Annotated in this window: 20 protein-coding genes; 7 read left to right on the top strand and 13 right to left on the bottom strand. The window is 38.1% G+C overall.

What is annotated here, in order from left to right; translation table 11 throughout:
- Positions 1-3 precede the first annotated feature (3 nt).
- Entirely contained in the window at positions 4-312 is a 309-nt protein-coding gene (zapA, locus tag E0E02_RS06520; RefSeq protein WP_006531956.1) for a cell division protein ZapA, read from the bottom strand.
- 119 nt (positions 313-431) lie between these two features.
- On the opposite strand from zapA, the gene rnhC reads away from it, so the two are divergent.
- From rnhC to E0E02_RS06500, 4 genes are all read left to right on the top strand, one after another.
- The gene (gene rnhC, locus E0E02_RS06515; protein ID WP_074564415.1) at positions 432-1331 is read left to right on the top strand and encodes a ribonuclease HIII; all 900 of its coding nucleotides are present in this window, start codon (positions 432-434) and stop codon (positions 1329-1331) included.
- A 16-nt stretch (positions 1332-1347) separates the two neighbouring features.
- Positions 1348-1941, top strand: coding sequence for a signal peptidase I (lepB, locus tag E0E02_RS06510; RefSeq protein ID WP_133018167.1), 594 nt, complete (start codon positions 1348-1350; stop codon positions 1939-1941).
- Between the two features lie 111 nt (positions 1942-2052).
- Entirely contained in the window at positions 2053-4521 is a 2469-nt protein-coding gene (locus tag E0E02_RS06505) for an ATP-dependent RecD-like DNA helicase (protein ID WP_133018166.1), read from the top strand.
- A 258-nt stretch (positions 4522-4779) separates the two neighbouring features.
- Positions 4780-5280 carry a hypothetical protein gene (locus E0E02_RS06500; RefSeq protein ID WP_074868538.1) on the top strand — a complete coding sequence of 167 codons (501 nt, stop codon included), beginning with the start codon at positions 4780-4782 and terminating at the stop codon, positions 5278-5280.
- A gap of 55 nt (positions 5281-5335) precedes the next feature.
- Here E0E02_RS06500 and dinB read toward each other — a convergent pair whose 3' ends face one another.
- Positions 5336-6427 carry a DNA polymerase IV gene (gene dinB, locus E0E02_RS06495; RefSeq protein WP_133018176.1) on the bottom strand — a complete coding sequence of 364 codons (1092 nt, stop codon included), beginning with the start codon at positions 6425-6427 and terminating at the stop codon, positions 5336-5338.
- Between the two features lie 216 nt (positions 6428-6643).
- Between dinB and pflB the strand changes: the two genes are divergently transcribed.
- Positions 6644-8968: a formate C-acetyltransferase gene (pflB, locus tag E0E02_RS06490; protein WP_074560890.1), complete on the top strand. Its 2325-nt coding sequence runs from the start codon at positions 6644-6646 to the stop codon at positions 8966-8968.
- Positions 8969-9027: 59 nt separating this feature from the next.
- Complete coding sequence (locus tag E0E02_RS06485) at positions 9028-9465, top strand: GNAT family N-acetyltransferase (protein ID WP_133018165.1); 438 nt, start codon at positions 9028-9030, stop codon at positions 9463-9465.
- Positions 9466-9546: 81 nt separating this feature from the next.
- Here E0E02_RS06485 and E0E02_RS06480 read toward each other — a convergent pair whose 3' ends face one another.
- The 4 genes from E0E02_RS06480 to gla form a co-directional block, all read right to left on the bottom strand.
- On the bottom strand, positions 9547-10161 hold the full coding sequence (locus E0E02_RS06480) for a DUF1269 domain-containing protein (RefSeq protein ID WP_133018164.1): 615 nt from the start codon (positions 10159-10161) through the stop codon (positions 9547-9549).
- Between the two features lie 98 nt (positions 10162-10259).
- Positions 10260-11180 carry a serine hydrolase domain-containing protein gene (locus E0E02_RS06475; protein WP_133018163.1) on the bottom strand — a complete coding sequence of 307 codons (921 nt, stop codon included), beginning with the start codon at positions 11178-11180 and terminating at the stop codon, positions 10260-10262.
- Positions 11177-11923 carry a CppA N-terminal domain-containing protein gene (locus tag E0E02_RS06470; RefSeq protein ID WP_074560893.1) on the bottom strand — a complete coding sequence of 249 codons (747 nt, stop codon included), beginning with the start codon at positions 11921-11923 and terminating at the stop codon, positions 11177-11179. Before E0E02_RS06470 ends, E0E02_RS06475 begins: the two co-directional genes overlap by 4 nt.
- 172 nt (positions 11924-12095) lie before the next feature.
- Entirely contained in the window at positions 12096-12941 is an 846-nt protein-coding gene (gla, locus tag E0E02_RS06465) for an aquaglyceroporin Gla (RefSeq protein WP_074564426.1), read from the bottom strand.
- A 120-nt stretch (positions 12942-13061) separates the two neighbouring features.
- On the opposite strand from gla, the gene E0E02_RS06460 reads away from it, so the two are divergent.
- Positions 13062-15344, top strand: a complete 2283-nt coding sequence (locus E0E02_RS06460; protein ID WP_133018162.1) for a Xaa-Pro dipeptidyl-peptidase — start codon at positions 13062-13064, stop codon at positions 15342-15344.
- 34 nt (positions 15345-15378) lie between these two features.
- Here the strand turns inward: E0E02_RS06460 and E0E02_RS06455 are convergent, their stop codons facing one another.
- The 7 genes from E0E02_RS06455 to E0E02_RS06425 are packed head-to-tail and all read right to left on the bottom strand — an operon-like array spanning position 15379 to position 21706.
- The gene (locus E0E02_RS06455; RefSeq protein ID WP_039696285.1) at positions 15379-17031 is read right to left on the bottom strand and encodes an ATP-binding protein; all 1653 of its coding nucleotides are present in this window, start codon (positions 17029-17031) and stop codon (positions 15379-15381) included.
- Positions 17024-17701 carry a response regulator transcription factor gene (locus tag E0E02_RS06450; protein WP_074964997.1) on the bottom strand — a complete coding sequence of 226 codons (678 nt, stop codon included), beginning with the start codon at positions 17699-17701 and terminating at the stop codon, positions 17024-17026. Before E0E02_RS06450 ends, E0E02_RS06455 begins: the two co-directional genes overlap by 8 nt.
- On the bottom strand, positions 17698-18351 hold the full coding sequence (gene phoU, locus E0E02_RS06445) for a phosphate signaling complex protein PhoU (RefSeq protein ID WP_133018161.1): 654 nt from the start codon (positions 18349-18351) through the stop codon (positions 17698-17700). The genes E0E02_RS06450 and phoU overlap by 4 nt, the downstream gene beginning before the upstream one ends.
- Positions 18348-19097: a phosphate ABC transporter ATP-binding protein PstB gene (gene pstB / locus E0E02_RS06440; RefSeq protein WP_133018160.1), complete on the bottom strand. Its 750-nt coding sequence runs from the start codon at positions 19095-19097 to the stop codon at positions 18348-18350. The genes phoU and pstB overlap by 4 nt, the downstream gene beginning before the upstream one ends.
- A complete protein-coding gene (pstA, locus tag E0E02_RS06435; protein WP_039696277.1) occupies positions 19090-19968 on the bottom strand; it encodes a phosphate ABC transporter permease PstA in 879 nt (292 codons plus the stop codon). Before pstA ends, pstB begins: the two co-directional genes overlap by 8 nt.
- Positions 19969-19990: 22 nt before the next feature.
- On the bottom strand, positions 19991-20815 hold the full coding sequence (gene pstC, locus E0E02_RS06430; protein ID WP_133018159.1) for a phosphate ABC transporter permease subunit PstC: 825 nt from the start codon (positions 20813-20815) through the stop codon (positions 19991-19993).
- A 9-nt stretch (positions 20816-20824) separates the two neighbouring features.
- Positions 20825-21706, bottom strand: coding sequence for a substrate-binding domain-containing protein (locus tag E0E02_RS06425; RefSeq protein ID WP_133018158.1), 882 nt, complete (start codon positions 21704-21706; stop codon positions 20825-20827).
- Positions 21707-21782: the final 76 nt, after the last annotated feature.

Here is a 21782-nt window from a genome sequence, read left to right as displayed (position 1 = left end):
ATATTATTCCTCATCAGAATCAGATTTGCTGGCTTTCTCCTTAATATCGTCAATCGCCTCAGAACGGAGAGCCGTCAATTCTTTTTCCATTTTTTCAACTTCAATCTCACGACTAAGCTGAGTTGAAAGCGAATTGAGAGCCATCAAAATAGCAATCGTTTCATTATCAGCTTGTGGTAATTTTTCTTTGATTGTATTATATTTTTCTTTGGCTACACGCTCAACTTCCTCCATGAAGAGGTTATCCTTATCTGTTGTCAATGTGAGCGACTTTTCTCCAAAGACGAATTTATAACGATTTTTGCTTTCCATATAGTCACCTCTTTGACATTATACCTTAAAATAAACATTTCGTAAAATGAAAGCGTGAAAATCCCAGTTTCAACAGGCTATTTTGCCACCTTGTCATCTTTTTATGTTACAATAAAATTATGAATACAATTGTTATGAAACTAGGGAAAATTGACTTGCAAAACCTCATTAAAACACTAGCTGGCAAACAAGTCACAAACAATAATCCCTACGTCACTTTTGCCGCAAAAGTAAATGGCGTCACAGTCCTTGCTTACACCTCTGGTAAAGTCGTTTTTCAAGGAAATGCTGCACAAGAAGTCGCTAGCCAATTTGGTTATCAAGCGTCAGAAGACACGCAGAATACTAAGGCTGGTCAAGCCATGCCTTTAATCGGTTCAGATGAAGTCGGCAACGGTTCTTACTTTGGTGGCTTAGCGGTTGTTGCTAGTTTTGTAACTCCTGATGACCACGCGCTGCTAAAGAAACTTGGTGTCGATGATTCTAAGAATTTAACGGATAGTAAGATTCGCCAAATCGCCCCAATCTTAGAAGAGAAAATCAAGCATAAAGCTCTGCTATTGTCCCCTCAAAAATACAACCAAGTCGTTGGAAAAGGTAAGATGCACAATGCAGTCTCTGTAAAAGTAGCTCTTCATAATCAAGCTATTTATCTGCTACTGCAAGATGGCGTAAAACCTGAAAAAATCGTGATTGATGCTTTTACTAGCCGTCAAAATTACGAAAAATACCTCAAAAACGAGGTAAATCACTTTGACAATCCTTTAACCTTAGAAGAAAAGGCTGAAGGAAAATACCTTGCTGTCGCAGTTAGCTCCATTATCGCCCGTAACCTTTTCTTGGAGAATTTAGATAAGCTAAGCCAAGAAGTGCAGTATAAACTTCCAAGTGGTGCTGGTAGCAAATCTGATAAAGTAGCTAGTCAAATTTTAGCAGCTTACGGCATGCCTGGTTTAGAACACACTGCAAAGCTCCACTTTGCAAACACCCAAAAAGCACAAAATTTATTAAAAAAATAACATCGAGGAACCAATTATGAAACACTTCATCAAAGAATGGGGACCCTTTATCCTCTTTTTCATCACTCTTGGTCTTGTTCGTCTTTTCCTTATCCAGCCTGTGAGTGTTGACGGTCATTCTATGGACCCTACACTGGCTGATGGAGAACGCCTAATCGTTCTAAGAACTGCCAAAATTGATCGCTTTGATATTGTTGTAGCGAAAGAAAAAGAAGGTAACAAAACCAAAGAAATCGTTAAACGTGTCATCGGACTCCCAGGTGATACCATTACCTATAAAGACGATACCCTTTACGTTAACGGTAAAAAGACAAGTGAACCTTATCTAGACAAATACCAAAAAGCTTTCGATGATGATGAGTTGCAAGACATTTACTCTTACAACACCTTATTCCAACAACTAGCTGAAAGCTCTGATGCCTTCACCACTGCTAAGGATGGCAGCACTGAATTTACTGTCAAAGTTCCCAAAAATCAGTATTTCTTGCTTGGAGATGACCGCATCGTTTCAAAAGACAGCCGTGAAGTTGGTTCCTTCAAAAAATCAGCTATCGTCGGCGAAGTCAAATTCCGCTTCTGGCCACTCTCAAAAATTGGAGGCGTCAACTAAGTTCAATGAAGACTTAACTCACATGAGTTAGGTCTTTTTAATGCGATGTTTGTCTATCACATTGGCGAATGATATAATAAAGCCACTATAACAATCAAGTAAGGATGACTTATGGAATACTTCTTTTCTGGCACTATTGACCGTATTATTTTTGAAAATGCCAGTAACTTCTTTAAAATCATATTACTCGAAATCGAAGATACCGATTCTGACTTTGATGATTTTGAAATCATTGTCACAGGAACCATTGCTGATGTCATCGAAGGCGAAAACTACACCTTCTGGGGAGAATTAACCCAGCATCCAAAATATGGTGAACAGCTAAAAGTTACCAGATACGAGCGAACAAAACCAACATCTTCTGGGCTCATCAAGTACTTTTCAAGTGACCACTTTAAAGGCATTGGGAAGAAAACAGCTGAAAAAATCGTCCAACTCTATGGTGATGATACGATTGATAAAATTCTAGAAGACCCAAGTAAGCTCGAGAGTATTTCAGGACTATCTAAAGAAAATCGTGACAATTTTGTTGCCAAATTAAAGCTCAACTACGGTACTGAGCAAATCCTCTCAAAACTCGCTGAATACGGCTTAACCAATCGTGTAGCTATTGATATTTTCAATCATTATAAGGAAGAAAGTTTAGAGATTATCCAAGAAAATCCTTACCAATTGGTTGAAGATATTCAAGGCATTGGGTTTAAAATTGCAGACCAGCTAGCCGAACAATTGGGCATTGAGGCAGATGCACCGCAGCGTTTTCGTGCCGCACTCGTTCACAGCTTATTTGAAACCTCGGTTGAAAATGGGGATACTTACGTTGAGGCGCGTGATTTACTAGAAAATGCTATTACCATTTTGGAGGAAGCCCGCCAAATTGAGCTAGATCCTGCTGCTGTCGCTAAGGAATTATCAACACTTATCGCTGAAGACAAGGTGCAAAACATCGGCACAAAAATCTTTGATAATACACTGTATTATGCCGAAGCTGGTATCAAGAAAAATCTAACACGCATCCTTGACACTCCACTAACTAAACAGTTTTCAGACCAAGACTTACAAGAAGAAATTGAAGACATCGAAGATACCTTTGGCATTTCCTATGATACCGTTCAAAAGAATGCCATCAAAGAAGCACTTCAAAGTAAAGTTTTCATTCTAACTGGTGGACCAGGAACTGGTAAAACAACCGTCATTAATGGTTTGATTGCTGCTTATGCTGATTTGCACGGCATTGATTTAGAGAAAAAAGATATCCCAATCGTTCTTGCTGCGCCAACAGGTCGTGCAGCCCGTCGCATGAACGAATTAACTGGACTTCCAAGTGCAACCATCCACCGTCATCTTGGATTAAACGGTGACAATGACTATCAAGCCATGGATGATTATTTGGACTGTGATTTGATTATCATCGATGAATTTTCAATGGTAGATACTTGGCTAGCTAATCAGCTCTTTAGCTCCATTTCATCAAATACTCAAGTCATTATTGTTGGAGATAGCGACCAACTTCCATCCGTTGGGCCTGGGCAAGTGCTAGCTGATTTGCTTAAAATCAAAACACTGCCGCAAATAGCATTGACAAAAATCTTTAGGCAATCTGAAGATTCGACTATTGTCACTCTAGCTAATCAGATGAGACAAGGCGTCTTGCCAGCTGATTTTACCCAGAAAAAAGCGGACCGTTCTTACTTTGAAGCTGGTGCCCAGTATATTCCTGAGATGATTCCGAAAATTGTCAGCGCAGCTATTAAAAGCGGCATTAGCCCTCAAGAAATTCAAATTCTTGCGCCTATGTACCGTGGTGCTGCCGGCATTAACCGCCTCAATACAATCATTCAAGATTTGCTTAATCCACTCGGTGACCAATTATCATTTACCTTTGGTGATATGAATTTCCGTAAAGGGGACAAAGTTCTTCATTTGATTAATGACGCCGAACTCAATGTCTTTAACGGTGATATCGGCTATATCACAGACTTGATTCCTGCCAAATACACAGAATCCAAACAAGATGAACTCTACATGTCTTTTGATGGGACAGAAGTGATTTACCCTCGTAATGAATGGCACAAAATCACGCTTGCCTACGCCATGTCCATCCACAAATCACAAGGGAGTGAATTTCAAGTAGTTATTCTGCCAATTACGCGCCAAAGTCGTCGTCTTCTACAACGCAATCTGATTTACACAGCCATTACCCGCTCTAAAAGTAAATTAGTCATGCTGGGAGAGATTACTGCCTTTGATTACGCCATAAAAAACGAAGGCTCTAAACGCAAAACTTACCTCGTCCAACGCTTCACAGCAAATCCAGAAGAACTTGACAACTCAGAAACGATAGAAAATCCAGACGAGGCAGAAGAAAGCCAAAATGAGCCACTAGAAGATAAAGCAAGTTCTTCTTCTGCTCACGTTGAAGAAGAAAAATCCGAAAAGGTTGTTCAACTTAGCCTTGATTTTGACGAAGACAAACCAGATAACGTCAAAGAATACCGCCTAACAGAAGAAAATCTTCCATTTATCGATCCAATGATCGGTATCACCAAAGAAGATATCGAACAATTTTTCAAAAAATAATAATAATAAAAAACTAGGATTTTTTAGCCATAAATTCCTAGTTTTTCTTATGCATTTATTTTGTATAAATATAAATTTTCAGATGATAGAATAGCTTTACACTTAAAACATTTAGAGGCTTAAAACGATTTAATCCTTGAAACTAAAGGGTTTCTTGATATAACATCTCTTGGCAAAAAAGTGTTTACATATAAGGAAATTGTGTTATAATATCTGTACTATCATAATAGGATTACCATTGTTTTTAGGAGGTTTGAAATGGTTTCTTATGAAAAAATTCGTCAATCTTTGCGTTCTTGGACGCTTTTTATCGCTTGGGTAAATGTTCTTGCTGCGCTAAGCAAAGTTTGGAGTGTTATTAGCCATTATATCGTCGTTAATAACCTTGATAAGTTTAAAGAACAACTTGATGCTGAGAAATTCCGAATTCTTGAAGCTTCTACCAATGTTGGCATTGTTATCATTGCAGTTATTGCTCTTGTTGTTAACATCATTGTAGCTGTTTTAGCATTCAAAAACTTATCAAAAATCAAAGACAATGCTCCAAGTTTATCACCTTACCGCATTGCCTTGATTTATACTGTTGTTTACAATCTTGCAAGCTTTGCCTTGAGTGTATATCTTAATATTCCACTTTCACCATTCAATATCGTTTTGCCACTTGTCTTTTTGGGGCTTTATGCTTATGTGTACAACAAAGCGGCACAGCTTTTAGATAAAGAAGACGATGAGACTGATTCTGAAAGTGTTAATCAATAACTTTTAAGAAATCAAATACCGTCTCAGAACTTGAGCTAAGACGGTATTTTAATTTTTAAAAGAGATTTAATGGACGAATATTATCTTCTAATCCCGTGATAGTAACCCCAAGAAGACGCACGCCAGATTTTGATTCTTCTAAGCTGTCAAATATCGCATGAGCAGCTTGGTCAATCACCTCAAAATCATTGGTGACATCATCTAGTGTTTTACGCTTGGTTAAAGTCGAAAAATCCGCGTATCGAACCTTCAAAACGACAGTGCGACCAACTTTATTATTTCGCATTAAGCTGTCCACAACTCGACGTGTATTTTTTGAAATCTCCGACTTAATATCAGCATCCTCGTACAGTAATTTACTGTAGGTACGTTCACTCCCAATAGATTTTCGAATACGATTGGGTCTGACTGGTGAATTTGAAATACCTCGCGCTTTACGGTACAAATCATAACCAAAGCGCCCAAAGTGATCAATCAAAGTCATCTCTGGTATTTCTAATAAATCCGCCCCCGTAAAAACACCCATTTGATGTAGTTTTTCAACTGATTTTTTACCGACACCATGAAATTTTTCAATTGGTAATTTCTTCAAAAAATCCTGCGCATCTTCTGGCAATACTAAGGTTAAACCTTTCGGTTTATCATAATCCGAAGCTAGTTTAGCTAGAAATTTGTTATAAGAGACACCGGCTGAACAAGTCAGGTGAACTTCTTGCCAAATATCATATTGAATCATTTTAGCGATTTTAATCGCTGACTTGATGCCGAATTTATTTTCAGTCACATCCAAGTAAGCCTCATCAATCGACATGGGCTCAACAAGATCAGTGTAACGTCTGAAAATCTCACGAATTTGCATTCCAATTTCTCGGTATTTCTGATAATTTCCAGAAATAAAAATAGCCTGTGGACAACGTTCGTAAGCTTCTTTTGAAGACATGGCCGAATGAACGCCAAATTTTCTGGCTTCATAGTTACATGTTGATACGACGCCTCGTCCACCTGTCTTACGCGGATCAGAACCGATAATCACAGGCTTTCCTTTGAGGTCTGGATTATCCCTTTCTTCCACTGATGCAAAAAAGGCATCCATATCAATGTGAATAATTTTTCGAGAAGTGTCATTAATTAATGGAAAAATAAGCATCATCCAGTCCTTTCTGACTCTATTATAACAATTTTCATTGCTTTCAAGCAAAACTTACAAATTTCTAGTACAGTTGCCCAAATTTCTGAAACTGTACTAGAAAAGATTCTTGTTTTTTCCAATTTTTTTGCTTGGGAAAACGCTTCCTTTGTGCTAAACTTATACTTGTAAATGTAACAGATGACTTGTTACTAGAATTTAAGGAGAAATCTCATTATGGCGACTGTTAAAACAAATGCAGATGTTTTTGAAAAAGCCTGGGAAGGCTTTAAAGGTACTGACTGGAAAGAAAAAGCCAGCGTTTCTCGCTTCGTTCAAGCTAACTACACACCATATGATGGTGATGAAAGCTTCTTAGCACCAGCTACTGAACGCTCTCTTAAAATCAAGAAAATCATTGAAGACACTAAAGCTAAATACGAAGCAACTCGTTTCCCAATGGACACTCGTCCAACATCAATCGCAGATATTCCTGCCGGCTATATTTCAAAAGACGATGAATTAATCTACGGTATTCAAAATGATGAGTTGTTCAAATTGAATTTCATGCCAAAAGGTGGTATCCGTATGGCAGAAACAGCACTTAAAGAACATGGTTATGAACCAGATCCTGCTGTTCATGAAATTTTTACAAAATACACTACTACAGTAAATGACGGAATTTTCCGCGCTTATACATCTAATATCCGCCGTGCCCGTCACGCTCACACAGTAACTGGTCTTCCAGATGCTTACTCACGTGGACGTATCATCGGTGTTTATGCTCGTCTTGCTCTTTATGGTGCTGACTACTTGATGCAAGAAAAAGTTAACGACTGGAACGCTATCACTGAAATCGACGAAGAATCTATTCGTCTGCGCGAAGAAGTTAACATGCAATACCAAGCTCTTGGTGAAGTTGTTAAACTTGGTGACCTTTACGGTGTTGATGTCCGTAAACCAGCCATGAACGTTAAAGAAGCTATCCAATGGGTAAACATCGCCTTCATGGCCGTATGTCGTGTTATCAATGGTGCCGCTACTTCTCTAGGACGTGTGCCAATCGTTCTTGATATCTTTGCTGAACGTGACCTTGCTCGTGGTACTTTCACAGAATCAGAAATCCAAGAATTTGTCGATGACTTTGTCTTGAAACTTCGTACTGTAAAATTTGCTCGTACTAAAGCTTACGACGAACTTTACTCTGGTGACCCAACATTCATCACTACATCTATGGCTGGTATGGGTGCTGACGGTCGTCATCGTGTTACTAAAATGGACTACCGTTTCTTGCACACACTTGATAACATCGGTAACGCTCCAGAACCAAACTTGACAGTTCTTTGGACTGATAAATTGCCATATTCATTCCGTCGCTACTGTATGAAAATGTCACACAAACACTCTTCAATCCAATACGAAGGTGTAACAACAATGGCTAAAGACGGTTATGGTGAAATGTCATGTATCTCATGTTGTGTATCACCACTTGACCCAGAAAACGAAGAACAACGTCACAACATCCAATACTTTGGTGCTCGTGTAAACGTCCTTAAAGCTCTTCTTACTGGTTTGAACGGTGGTTACGATGATGTTCACAAAGACTACAAAGTATTTGACATCGAACCAGTTCGTGACGAAATCCTTGATTTCGAAACTGTTAAAGCTAACTTTGAAAAATCTCTTGATTGGTTGACTTCAACTTACGTAGATGCTCTTAACATCATTCACTACATGACTGATAAATACAACTACGAAGCTGTTCAAATGGCATTCTTGCCAACTAAACAACGTGCCAACATGGGATTCGGTATCTGTGGTTTTGCCAATACTGTTGATACTTTGTCAGCAATCAAATATGCTACCGTTAAACCAATCCGTGACGAAGATGGTTACATCTACGACTACGAAACAACTGGTGACTTCCCTCGTTGGGGTGAAGATGACCCTCGTTCTAACGAACTTGCCGAATGGTTGGTAGAGGCTTACACTACTCGTCTTCGTAGCCACAAACTTTACAAGAACGCTGAAGCTACTGTATCACTTCTTACAATCACTTCAAACGTTGCTTACTCTAAACAAACTGGTAACTCTCCAGTTCACAAAGGGGTTTACCTCAACGAAGATGGTACCGTAAACCTTTCTAAACTTGAATTCTTCTCACCAGGTGCCAACCCATCTAACAAAGCTCGTGGTGGTTGGTTGCAAAACTTGAACTCTCTTGCAAGCCTTGACTTCTCATATGCTGCAGATGGTATCTCACTTACAACTCAAGTTTCTCCACGCGCTCTTGGTAAGACATTTGATGAACAAGTTGATAACTTGGTAACTATCCTTGATGGTTACTTCGAAAACGGTGGACAACACGTTAACTTGAACGTCATGGATCTTAAAGATGTTTATGACAAGATTATGAATGGTGAAGATGTTATCGTTCGTATCTCAGGTTACTGTGTCAACACTAAATACCTTACTAAAGAACAAAAGACAGAATTGACACAACGCGTCTTCCACGAAGTTCTTTCAATGGATGACGTTGCTGAAACTGTTGCTGCTAAATAATAAATATCGAAAAGACTTTGTCAGTTGACAGAGTCTTTTTTTGTCCTTAAAATAGAGCTATGAAAATCAAACAAACCAGAAATACACTTTCAGACACCTATCTAGATGCCATGAAGATCCGACAAATCGTTTTTGTAAAAGGACAGGGTGTTCCTTTATCTCTTGAAATCGATGAAAACGAAGCTTATTGTCTGCATTTTGTCCTTTATAATGACTCAGAAAATGCTGTCGCTACTTGCCGCATTTTGCCAAATCAAGACCACAGCAAAGCAACTTTGCAACGCATGGCAGTTCTTCCTGACCATCAAGGAAAGCATTTTGGAAAACACCTTCTAGAAGAAGTCATCACTTTTTGTAAACAACAAGGTTTTAAAGAAATGATTCTTCATGCGCAATTAACAGCAAAAGGCTTTTACGATAAACTTGGCTTCACTCCCTTTGGTGAAGAATTTGAGGAAGCAGGCATCCAACATATCAGCATGATGAAAACTTTATAAAATAAAAAAGCACTCCTGACCGAAAGTCAAGAGTGTTTATTTTTCACTGTTTAGAGATGAATAGCGATTGACTGCTTAAAACTATTCTTTTCCTCGTAAGCGACGGAATTTAGCCTTAATGGCTTCTGCAATATCATTACCTTGTTCTTTTAAATGATTAACACGACGTTCGTTCATGTCTTCTTGAACCTTGTCATAAAGTTCATCTTGAACTTGACCTGCAAGTTCAACTTCACGAGCAAGAGCGATAGCATCCCAACGCATGATATTTGTCTTATAAGGAGCAAAGACATGGTTCAATATACTTTCGTCCTCTTCATGTACCAAAGCAATAACAGCAACATCGCCATCAAGTAGCTTAGTTGTCACTTCTTCAATCAAGCTATTGTTGGTAGCGTCTGTCATACTACCACTCGCAGCACCGGCAAGACTTCCGATACCATAGCCGATAATGACACCAATCGGTCCGCTCAAGATACCAATCAAACCACCGACAATTCCACCAATCGTTGCGTATTCATGGCTGGTATCATCAAAATCAACAGAATCTTTGATAGTGATTTTACCATTTTCGTTCTTGACCAAGGCAATTTGTGCGATTTGGGTGTGGCTGTCTTGCTTGAAAGCTTTTAATTCTGAAAATGCTTGATAAGCTTCACTTTCAACATTGAAAACAACAGTAAGTACATCTGCCATAACCTTGTCCTCCCTTTCTCTGTTTACTTTCATTATAGCACTTTCGCACTAAAAAAGCTGAGAAAAAGTAAAGCGTTTTCATAAAAATAGCAGTCTTTTTAAAAATTTTCCTGAATCCAGTTAGAAATTTTCTGACGTTCTTTAATCCAAAGCGGACGGTCATCGTAAGAATAGGTTCTATTGGTTAAGAAAATAGCCGCTTTTTGTTCTTTATGGTTAATAGCCACATAAGTTCCCGTATAACCTGTATGGTCAAGCCAATCTCCCTCTTTATTCCAAGCTAGCGAGCGTTCTTTATTGGCATGACTAAAGTTTTGCCAAATATCACGCGCAAAATCATCCGTCAGATAATGCTGACACAGTTTTTCAAGGTCAGCAAGATTAGAAAATAACCCAGCTGAGCCGGCGTGATTTTTAAGCACCTTAGCTTTAGGGTCATGGACAAGGCCGTCAGAAATTCCAGCTACCGTTGGCACAGCACCTTTAACTGGCCCAAAACCTGTCTTAGTCATGTCAAAAGGTTCAAATACCTTTTCCTTGAAAATCTCATCTAAAGATTTTCCAAAAATACCTTCCAACATAAAACCAAGCAATAAAAAGTTAATATCTGTGTACAAGAAATCCTTTTTATCTTCTACCGTAATGTGATTAATAGCCTCTTTTAACTCCTTGGCATTAAGCGCATCACGATTTGGAATAAAAGGATTAATCCCACTGCTATGGGTTAATAGTTGGCGAAGCGTCAGATTCTCCTCATGAAAATCAGGATAATATTGCTTAAGCGGCGCATCAATATCCAACTTTCCTTCACGGACAAGTGAAATAACAACGGTTCCGACACCAACCACCTTAGATACAGAGGCCAAATCATATATTAAACCAGAAACAACAGGTGCCTTACCATCAATCGTTCCAATATAGCGCTCTGTCCATTGATTGTCTTTAAAAAGAGCTAAACTAGCTCCATGATAAATATTGCGATCAATCTGATCATTGATAATGTCTAGCAAATCTGTCATTTGATAAACCAAATTTCAACTTGACTAGGATCTGAAAGAACCAAGACACTTTCTTTTTTATCTAGATAGATAGATTGTCCTTTAGCTTCTAAATAATCAGCTAAAGCTTTAAGATCATAGTTCTTAGGAACTTTAAATTCTAGAATTTCCAAATCCCATGTTTTTTGAGGGTCAACAGTTAAATCTGCTCCATTTCCTTGTTCAAACTGAAGATCTAATGGCAATTTACCACCAAATACAGTTTGATAGAAGGCTTGTGTACCAGCTTTATCAGCAACATTAAGTGTCAAACCTTCAAAGTAGAAATCAGAAACTTCTTTTAAGGCGTCATTTTCAGGAAATGTTTGGTTATCAATTTCTCTTAACTCCTGAATGTCGTCTTCTGAATGCAAGAGGAAGAGGTCACCTTCTGGAGATACTGTCTCAAAAGCATAGCCTCGTTTACCTTTGAAAAGTCGTTCCACATCAATACCGTTACCTAAAATTCCTTCGATCTCACTTGCTTTAGGGATTTTAACAACGATTTTATTAACTTTTTTATCACCTTTAACAGCACGAGTGTCTGGTGCTGGTGATTCTTCAATGACGAAACGAGCAGTTCGCTGTTTTGTTGAAAATACAGCAATGGCATTTTCTTCGTTCACTAATTTAAAGCCTAATTTTTGATAAAAATCGATGTTGTGATCACGATTATTGATACGTAAAACGGGATGCCTAAACGTGACTCCGTTAAATAAAGTCATAATTATCTCCTCACAGTGTTTTTTGTTAGATGATGTTATACAAGTTCTTACAAAATAAGGACCGGGTCTTTTCTATTTTAGAAAAAAATAGTCAGTTTGACAAGAAATTATGCTCTCCTGGCATAATAAAAAAGAACCCGAAGGTTCTTTTCTGGTTTATTATCTTGTAATCTTATAGGTATAAGAATTTGAACAAGGCAACTGCAGCAACACCAGCAAGGATTGGAGCTACAACTGGTACCCATGAATACCACCATTTAGAATCGCCTTTGTGTTCACCAAGAATTGATTTTGGAAGCAAAGCATGGACGATACGTGGACCAAGGTCACGTGCAGGGTTAAGACCAGGACCTGTAGGACCACCAAGTGAAGTTACAAGTGTCATAACAAGGAATCCGATACCCATGTGAGCAACAGCAAGTGAACCTGTAGTGTAAGGAGCAACTTGAGTTGCAGCTGTAGAAGCATCATAACCTGCAGCAGTCAATTGAGAAATCAATTGTGCACCGAAGTAGTTTTTAGTAAGAGCCATTGCACCAAAGAAAAGTACAAATGATCCAAGGAACTCGTTCAAGAAACCATTAACCCATGCAGCTTTGTGAGTTTCTTTTGTACCATCGTCAACAGCTGAGATAGTTGAGAATGAACCAAGGATAGCATTTGGGTTTTCAGTTTGAAGGTAGTATGGTTTGTGAACCATAACAACAAGCAATTGACCAAACATTGCACCAAGTACTTGAGCGATAATATATTGAGCAACGTGTGACCATTCAAACATACCTGAAACTGCAAGTGCAATTGTGAAAGCAGGGTTGATGTGGTTACCTGAAACGTTACCAAACATAAGAGCTGGCATCATAACACCAAAACCATAACCAAGAGCGATGATAACCCAACCTGAGTTGTGTCCTTTTGTACCTTTAAGATCAACGTTTGCAACAGCACCGTTACCAAGGATGATAAGAAGAGCTGTTCCAATAAATTCTGTGATGTATTTCACAGTCCATGAAAAGTCCATGTCTTTTTGTTTCCTCCAAAAAAAATATAGTTTAGACAATTAACATTTTATCAAGTATAATAGATAATGTAAAGGTTATCTGTAAAATTAAAACGTTTACTTTTAGAAGGAGAAATTTTCATGAAATATAACCAATTCTCTTACATACCAAGGCCTGCCGATGCTTGTGAACAAGAATTACAAGCTCTTGGATTTGAGCTTAACAAACGTCAATCTGATAAAGAGACACTGGAGCACTTCTGTCGTAAGATTTTCTTTAATTATAAAGACACGGATTACCCACTTCACAATCTTATTGCAGATTTCGAGACAGATTTACTGACATTTTTCAAATCTGATCGTCCTCTAACGGCAGATATTTTTTATACCATTGCCCTTCAATTACTCGGATTCACACCACACGTTGATTTTACAGATACAACTGACTTTTTAGAGAAAATCGATTTTCCAATCAATTATCAAAAAGGACACGTTATTGAGGCCCTTTACCACCTCCTTGTTAGCCGCCAAAAAGGCGGAATGACTTTACTCGATGATTTAATCAGTAAAGGTCTGATTCCAGTTGATAATGATTATCATTTCTTCAACGGCAAATCTTTAGCAACCTTTGATACGAATGACTTGATTCGTGAAGTTGTCTACGTTCAATCTCCTCTTGATACCGATCAAGATGGACAATTGGATTTGATTAAAGTCAATATCATTCGACCAAATACCAAACATCACGTGCCAACCATGATGACAGCAAGTCCTTACCACGAAGGGACAAATGGCGTTGCTAACGACAAGAAACTTTACAAAATGGAAGGCGATTTAGCTGTTAAAGCCGCTGGTAAAATCAGTGTTGAGACACGTGACTTCGAGCCACTTGAAACTCCTGACCTTGATCTTCCAGTGGGTGAGACTGAAGAAAGCTTCAACTTCATCGATCCTTATACCCTGAATGACTATTTCTTAGCTCGCGGATTTGCCAATATCTATGTCTCTGGAGTTGGAACAGCTGGTTCAAATGGCTTTATGACAAGTGGTGACTACGCTCAAGTAGAAAGTTTTAAAGCTGTTATTGATTGGTTAAATGGCAGAGCAATCGCCTTTTCTAGCCACCGTCGTGATCAAAAAGTGCTAGCTGATTGGTCAAATGGACTTGTTTGTACCACTGGTAAATCTTATCTTGGAACTATGTCAACTGCCCTTGCCACAACCGGCGTTGAAGGACTAAAAGTCATCATTGCCGAATCAGCTATTTCATCTTGGTATGACTACTACCGTGAAAATGGTCTTGTCTGCAGCCCTGGTGGTTACCCTGGTGAAGACCTCGATGTCCTTACCGAATTGACTTACTCACGTAATTTGCTTTCTGGTGATTATCTCCGTAACAACGCACACTATCAAGAACTTTTAGATGAACAATCTTCAGAACTTGATCGTACTTCTGGTGATTATAATCAGTTCTGGCATGACCGCAACTATCTTCCACATGCTGATAAAGTTAAAGCTACTTGTGTTTACACTCACGGTCTTCAAGACTGGAACGTTAAACCACGTCACATTTTTAACATTTTTAACGCATTGCCAAGCTCTGTTGAAAAGCATGCCTTCCTTCACAATGGAGAGCATGTCTACATGCACAACTGGCAATCCATTGATTTTCGTGAAAGCATGAATGCTTTGCTCTCTCAAAAACTCTTAGGTCAAGATAATCACTTTGATTTACCAACATTGATTTGGCAAGATAATAGTCAAGAACAAACTTGGACAAGCAGCTTAACACAATTTGGTAGTGCTAACCAAGAAACATTGCCTCTTGGAAAAGACCTTCAAATCATTGATAACCATTATGGTAAAGATGACTTTGAACGTTATAGTAAAAACTTCCGCACATTCAAGAGTGACTTATTTGCTGGTAAAGCAAACGCTATTTGCCTTGATATTCCAGTTAACCAAGATTATCAAATCAATGGTCAGGTAACATTACATTTGACACTTAAATCAAGTGAAAATAAAGGTCTCTTGTCAGCACAAGTTTTAGATTATGGTCAGAAAAAACGTTTCAAAGATGTGCCAACCAACCGAAGCCTTCATGCTATCGACAACGGGCGCAACTTCTCACGCGAAGCTCTTAAGGAACTCCCTTTTGTCAAAACACAAGAACGTGTCATCACAAAAGGTGTTCTCAATCTTCAAAACCGAAATGATTTGCTAACAGTTGAAGACATCAAACCAAATGAATGGATGACACTTGATTTCACGCTTCAACCAAGCATCTATAAACTTAAAAAAGGTGATAGCTTACGTGTTCTTCTCTACACTACAGACTTTGAACACACTATCCGCGACAATAGCAATTATATTTTAACCGTTGATTTAGACCAATCAAGCATTAGTCTTCCGGTAGAAAAATAATTATAAAAAGGTTGAACCCTAGGTTCAACCTTTTTTATTTATGAAATGTTAGTAACATCTGTGTTCCAATATTTTCCTGACTTCTGACTTGGATAGTAGCCTCATGAAGTTTTAAAGCATGTTTGACAATAGACAAACCAAGACCAGTTCCACCAACTTTTCTTGAGCGACTTTTATCAACACGATAGAAGCGTTCAAAAATCCGTTCTTGTTCTTCTTTTGGAATGCCAAGACCAGTATCCTTAATAGCTAAGAAAACGTATTTTTCATCCGATGTTATTGTAACTTCGACGCTTCCTTTATCACGGTTATAAGTAATAGCATTATCGCAGAGATTGTACAAAACTGAGTGAATCAAAGCAGGATTTCCTAGCATCATGGTTGGCTGACCTGTTAAGTGTAAATGGATCTGTCTCTGACTAGCTTTGGTAGACAAACTATCAAGAACATTTTTAGCAATTGCATAGATGTCCAATGTTTCCATAGGTACCTGATCAGTCTCATCCAAATGTGAAAGATTGATAATATCTTCAACTAGTTGAACCATGCGCTTAGATTCTTTGTAAATTTTGCCTGCAAAATAAGGAGCATCCTCACTTGAAACCATTCCATTAACCAGCATCTCTGAGTATCCCGAGATAACATGTAAAGGTGTCTTTAATTCATGTGAGACATTAGCCGTAAATTCATGACGCAGCTGCTCAATTTGTAATTGTTCCGTCACATCAAATAAAAGAATGACCAAACCTGTCACATGACCATCAAATAAAATCGGGCGAATCAGAACTTTATAACTCTCTTTGTCAAAATGAATAATTCCCTCTTGCTTATGACCAGCTAGACCTGATTTTAACCATTTATGAAACGACAAGTCTCTCGTAATTTGTAAGATGTCTTTTCCAAGACAAGTTTGATCTGTCTGAAAAAGTTGTTGCGCCGCGTCATTAATACTAATTACCTGACACTTAGCATCCAACAAAATAATACCTTCTTTAATTTTTGAAATGATGGTATCAAATTCTTCTTTTTTCTGGTTTAACAAGGCTTCTTGCTTACTCAACGCTTTTTGATGATGATCAATTCGTCTTAATAAAGGAGAAATTTCATCATAAGCTTCATTTTGCAGTGGCTGATCTAGATCTAAATCATTTAGAGGAGCCACAATACGTTTGGCAGTATATCGCGCAACCCAGATTGATAAAGCAATAGCTAATATGATAATCAAGGCAAATGGTTGAAACATGCGAATATACAGTAATAATAAGCTATGCTGTGTCACTGATAATCGGATAACCGTTCCGTCATCAAGACGCTGTGCTAAATACAAGGACTTAGTTGTTAAAGTAGATGAATAGCGCGTGCTTTCTCCATAACCATCAGCCAAGGCTTCCTTGAATTCTTTCCGATTGGCATGATTATCCATCTTCTTTGCATTAGACTGACTATCATAAAGAACATCTCCTTTATGGTCAATCCAAGTCATTCGAACTCCTGATACCTTAAGGTGATTAAAATAGCTTTTTCCCTCAAGATTGACCCCTTGGGCAACTAAGGACGTCTCTGTCTGAAGTTGTTCTTTTTGTACTTGAGCAAAATAGCTATAGAGAACCCCCATAATCAGCATAATTGCTAAAAAGAGAATTCCCAAAGTTACCATAAGCGTCGAACGAAAAATCTTCTTAACCATTGTCATCCTCCAGGCGATAACCGACACCACGAATCGTTTGAATATAATGGCTAGCATCACCAAGTTTTGTTCGAAGCGTTCCAATATGGACATCCACAGTTCTCGTTTCACCTAAAAAATCATCTCCCCAGACTTGTTTAAGTAGATCTTGTCTGGTAAATACACGATTGGGATTTTTCAGCAAAAGAGCAAGAAGTTCAAACTCTTTCAGAGTTAAATGAATCACTTGATTATCTTTTTTAACAATATAATTTTCCACATCTAGTGATAAATTTCCAAGTTGTAGTTGCTTAGGAGCAGGTGCTTTTTGACTTCGACGCAAAACAGCCTTAATTCGTGAAATCATCTCCATCATGCCAAAAGGCTTAACAAGATAATCATCGGCTCCCATATCTAGCCCTTTTACCTTGTCGTATTCCGTTCCTTTGGCTGTTGCCATAATGACTGGAATATCTGCAGTCGTAGGTGTTCCTTCTAGCTTTTCTAAAATGGCTAAACCATCACTTCCAGGCAACATAATATCTAATAAAACCAAATCAGGCTTTTGACTAGACACGGCTTGCCAAAAGTCATCAGCGTTTGGAAATCCAAGAGCTTCAAAACCAGCTGTTTTTAAAGTATAGAGCATCAATTCACGGATATCATCATCGTCTTCAACACAGTAAATCATATGTCATCTCCATCTAATTGCCCAGTAATGGAAAAAATCACCCATTTGGCAATATTAACCGTATGGTCACCGATACGTTCAATGTATTTAGCTACCATCAAGACATCAATAGCATGCTCGCCATCAACATCTTTGCCTGAAAAATATGTCATCAAATTTACCTTTATTGTATCAAAATCTTGGTCAACTGTATTGTCGTAACGAATAACCTGATTTGCCATCTCTTCATTATCGTATACAAAGGCATCAATACTGGTTGTTACCATACCTACAACATGGCCGACCATTTTTTGCAAATACTCTAACTCTGGTCCAGGTTGAATGTGACCTTGATTCACAATTTCACCAATTTCTGCAGCTTGCGCTCCAATACGTTTCATGTCATAAACCATCTTCAATGCTGCTGAAACTCGCCTTAAATCTTTAGCAACAGGCTGTTGACGTAAGAGTAATTTCAAACACTGCTCCTCAATATCACGCTCAAGCCGTTCAATTTTCTGGTAGGTTTTAACCACATTGTTAACCAAATACGAATCATCTTTCTTCAAAAATTGAACTGATTTTGAAATGACATCCTCACACAAGGCTCCCATCAGGATGACATTTTTCGTTAGCTCTTGCAGTTGATTTTCAAATGTTGAACGAATCATCCAAATCTCCCTGTAATATAATTTTCTGTTCTTTCATCTTGCGGCAGTGAAAAGATCTGGCTTGTTTGATTACACTCAACCAACTCCCCCATAAGAAAGAAAGCTGTCTTATCTGAAATTCTCACTGCTTGTTGCATATTATGAGTTACCATGACAATGCTATATTTTTCTTTTAAAGCAATCACCAAATCTTCGATTTTTGACGTTGATATAGGATCCAATGCACTAGTTGGTTCATCCATCAATAAAACTTCTGGCTCAATAGCTAAAGCACGCGCAATGCAGAGACGTTGTTGTTGACCACCCGATAAACCCATAGCCGATTTCGTCAAACGATCTTTGACCTCATCCCAAATTGCTGCTTGTTTTAAAGAACGTTCAACAATTTCATCTAGTTGAGCCTTCGCGTGAATCCCATGTGTTCTCGGTCCAAAGGCAATATTGTCGTAAATGCTCATTGGAAATGGATTTGGCTTTTGAAATACCATACCAACTTTTTTACGTAATCTGTTGATATCAATATCTTGATAAATGTCTTCATCATCTAGAATCACTTTCCCAGTGATACGACAATCTTTAACCAAATCAATCATGCGATTCAAACTTTTTAACAAGGTGGATTTTCCACACCCTGACGGCCCAATAAAAGCTGTGATTCCATTTGCTGGAATTTCTAAATCAATCGATTTTAAGGCATGAAAATCACCATAATATAAATCTAAATTATCAACAATTAACTTACTCATCACTCATCTCACTTCCTAGACGTCTAGCCACAAAACCAGATAAAACATTAATACCAATGACTAATACCAAGAGAACTACTGCTGTTGCATAAGTCTGATTAAGATATAAGCCCTCACCAGATATCGCATACATATGAACTGCTAAAGTTCTAGAGGAACTAAAGACACTTCTTGCTACTTCCGCAACAGTTCCAGCTGTAAAAATAAGAGCCGCAGATTCTCCGATAATACGGCCAATTGCTAAAATAACCCCTGAGAAAATACCCGGTATTGCACTTGGTAAAACTATTCTAAAAATTGTCCGTAATTTTCCAGCACCTAAAGCAAAGGCTCCTTCTCGGTACCCATCAGGAACAGATAGTAAAGCTTCTTCCGTTGTACGCATGATTAGGGGAAGAATCATAATACTTAACGTAATACCACCTGATAACAAAGAAAGACCAAAATGCGCATACTTAACAAAGAAAAGTGCCCCAAACAAACCATAAATAATCGATGGAATTCCTGAAAGTGTTTCGGTAGCAATCCTAATAATTGAAACTAATGGGTTATCCCTTCTAGCGTATTCCGTTAGGTAAATAGAAGCACCAATTCCAATCGGAACAGCAATCAAAAGAGTCAATACCGCTATCAACAAAGTGTTAATCAAAGCTGGTAATAGAGAAACATTTTCTGTCGTATAAGTTAAAGCAAATAAGCCCTTACTAAGATGAGGTACACCCTTAACTAGAATATAAATAACAATAAAAGTGATAACTAAAAAACTTAAGAAGGCTGCCAAATACACCATGCAAAATAAAATCATCGACAGAGGATCTTTTTTACGAGAGTCAATCTTTTGTTTGATATTTCTCTGATTGATATTTTTCATACTAATCCTCTTTCCGTAATAATCAAAAAGCAATGTTAACAATCAAGACAAACAGAAACAAAATAACAGCCGTTCCAATCAAAGCTTGCCTATGAAGTCCTGATGAATACCCCATTTCCATAACAATATTTGTTGTTAGTGTTCGAACCCCTGAGGTTAATGAGCTTGGTAAAATCGCCTGATTACCTGCTACCATAATAACAGCCATAGTCTCTCCAACAGCGCGACCAAGTCCGAGAATAACGGACGCCAATATGCCACGTTTGGCAGCTGGAAGTACCACAAAAAATATACTTCTTTCATGAGAAGCTCCTAAAGCTAATCCTCCTTCGTAATAATGATTAGGCACAGCCCTAATCGCTGACTCCGACACACTAACTATAGTTGGCAAAATCATTATCCCCAAAAGAATTGATGCCGTTAATACTCCCATACCATAGCCACCAATGTAATTACGCACAAAGGGAACAAGGGCAACTAAACCAAAGAAACCATAAACAACCGACGGAATTCCTGCCATTAAATTAATAGCTGACTTCAAAAGCTTATAAAGAACAGGTGGACAAAATTTTGCCATAAAAACTGCCGTAAAGATACCAATCGGAACCCCTATGACTAAAGCTCCCAGCGTCACATAAAGTGACCCAACAATCATTGGTAAAATGCCAAATTCATTACTTGATGGACGCCAAATTTCTCCCAGAAGAAAATTTTTAATGCCAATTTCTTTAATAGCAGGCAGTCCATTTGCCAACAAGAAAATGCATATCAATAAAACTGAAACGATTGAAATACAGGCTGTTAAAAAGAATAGCCCCTGCATGATTTTTTCTTTTTTGTGATTCATGACATCCTCTTAATCAGTCAAGTCTTTCCAGTCTGTTATTTTGCCAGAAAAGATATCTTTTACCTGTTGGCTGGTCAAATTTTCTACCTCATTAGCCTTATTGACAACAAGTGCAATGCCATCCATTGCAATAACAGTTGATGAAACACCTTTTGCTTTTTCAGCTTCCTCTAATTCGCGAGAAGCCATACCAATATCCGATGTTCCATCAATAGTGTCAGTGATACCGGTTGATGAGTCACTTTGTTGAATATCGACTTTAACACCTGGATTAACTTTGCCATAAGCTTCTTTCAATTTTTCCATAACTGGAGTTACCGAACTAGATCCAGAAACCACTACTTTTCCAGTAGTCACACTTGTTTGATAAGGCTCTTTTTGCTCAAGAGGAATATAGCCATTATCCTTAACAATCTTTTGACCATCACTACTTAAGATATAAGTCATGAAATCCTTTGCTGACTTACTGATTTCTGATTTTGTCACAATATTAAATGGACGAGAAATCTTATAAGAACCATCCTTAATTGTCTCAACACTAGCTTTTTGGCCATCGATATTCAAAACTTTGACACTGTCATTAAGAGCACCTAATGATGCATAACCAATTGCTGACTTATCTCCAGCAACAGTCGTTAATGTGACCGATGTTGAGTTCGTTACGATAGCACTTGATGTAGTCATATCAACTGTATCGCCTTTACTATTTTTTCCTTTTAAATCAAAAAGCTCAACAAAAGCACCGCGTGTCCCTGATCCTTCTTCACGAGAGACAACATTAATCTGCCCCGTTCCTGACTCAGTTTTAGATGATTTTCCACAAGCAGATAAGACTGAACCTGCTCCCAAACTAAGTAGAGCTAAACCGGCTAACATTTTCCATTTTTTCATGGCTTTCTCCTTTAACATCTTTATAGTCGTCATTATAAGCAGTTAATATCAAATCCATTACCTGTTTTTTGTAAAG

Origin of the sequence: Streptococcus sp. KCJ4932 (assembly GCF_004352745.1) — a bacterium.
Classification (GTDB): Bacteria; Bacillota; Bacilli; order Lactobacillales; family Streptococcaceae; genus Streptococcus; species Streptococcus ruminicola.
Note: the sequence above shows the minus strand (reverse complement) of the source record. Positions and strands in the feature narration are given on the sequence as shown.

What these genes read in the sequence shown, in the direction of transcription:
- zapA (WP_006531956.1), bottom strand. Translation starts at nt 312, where the DNA reads ATGGAAAGCAAAAATCGTTATAAATTCGTCTTTGGAGAAAAGTCGCTC.
- rnhC (WP_074564415.1), top strand. Translation starts at nt 432, where the DNA reads ATGAATACAATTGTTATGAAACTAGGGAAAATTGACTTGCAAAACCTC.
- lepB (WP_133018167.1), top strand. Translation starts at nt 1,348, where the DNA reads ATGAAACACTTCATCAAAGAATGGGGACCCTTTATCCTCTTTTTCATC.
- E0E02_RS06505 (WP_133018166.1), top strand. Translation starts at nt 2,053, where the DNA reads ATGGAATACTTCTTTTCTGGCACTATTGACCGTATTATTTTTGAAAAT.
- E0E02_RS06500 (WP_074868538.1), top strand. Translation starts at nt 4,780, where the DNA reads ATGGTTTCTTATGAAAAAATTCGTCAATCTTTGCGTTCTTGGACGCTT.
- dinB (WP_133018176.1), bottom strand. Translation starts at nt 6,427, where the DNA reads ATGCTTATTTTTCCATTAATTAATGACACTTCTCGAAAAATTATTCAC.
- pflB (WP_074560890.1), top strand. Translation starts at nt 6,644, where the DNA reads ATGGCGACTGTTAAAACAAATGCAGATGTTTTTGAAAAAGCCTGGGAA.
- E0E02_RS06485 (WP_133018165.1), top strand. Translation starts at nt 9,028, where the DNA reads ATGAAAATCAAACAAACCAGAAATACACTTTCAGACACCTATCTAGAT.
- E0E02_RS06480 (WP_133018164.1), bottom strand. Translation starts at nt 10,161, where the DNA reads ATGGCAGATGTACTTACTGTTGTTTTCAATGTTGAAAGTGAAGCTTAT.
- E0E02_RS06475 (WP_133018163.1), bottom strand. Translation starts at nt 11,180, where the DNA reads ATGACAGATTTGCTAGACATTATCAATGATCAGATTGATCGCAATATT.
- E0E02_RS06470 (WP_074560893.1), bottom strand. Translation starts at nt 11,923, where the DNA reads ATGACTTTATTTAACGGAGTCACGTTTAGGCATCCCGTTTTACGTATC.
- gla (WP_074564426.1), bottom strand. Translation starts at nt 12,941, where the DNA reads ATGGACTTTTCATGGACTGTGAAATACATCACAGAATTTATTGGAACA.
- E0E02_RS06460 (WP_133018162.1), top strand. Translation starts at nt 13,062, where the DNA reads ATGAAATATAACCAATTCTCTTACATACCAAGGCCTGCCGATGCTTGT.
- E0E02_RS06455 (WP_039696285.1), bottom strand. Translation starts at nt 17,031, where the DNA reads ATGGTTAAGAAGATTTTTCGTTCGACGCTTATGGTAACTTTGGGAATT.
- E0E02_RS06450 (WP_074964997.1), bottom strand. Translation starts at nt 17,701, where the DNA reads ATGATTTACTGTGTTGAAGACGATGATGATATCCGTGAATTGATGCTC.
- phoU (WP_133018161.1), bottom strand. Translation starts at nt 18,351, where the DNA reads ATGATTCGTTCAACATTTGAAAATCAACTGCAAGAGCTAACGAAAAAT.
- pstB (WP_133018160.1), bottom strand. Translation starts at nt 19,097, where the DNA reads ATGAGTAAGTTAATTGTTGATAATTTAGATTTATATTATGGTGATTTT.
- pstA (WP_039696277.1), bottom strand. Translation starts at nt 19,968, where the DNA reads ATGAAAAATATCAATCAGAGAAATATCAAACAAAAGATTGACTCTCGT.
- pstC (WP_133018159.1), bottom strand. Translation starts at nt 20,815, where the DNA reads ATGAATCACAAAAAAGAAAAAATCATGCAGGGGCTATTCTTTTTAACA.
- E0E02_RS06425 (WP_133018158.1), bottom strand. Translation starts at nt 21,706, where the DNA reads ATGAAAAAATGGAAAATGTTAGCCGGTTTAGCTCTACTTAGTTTGGGA.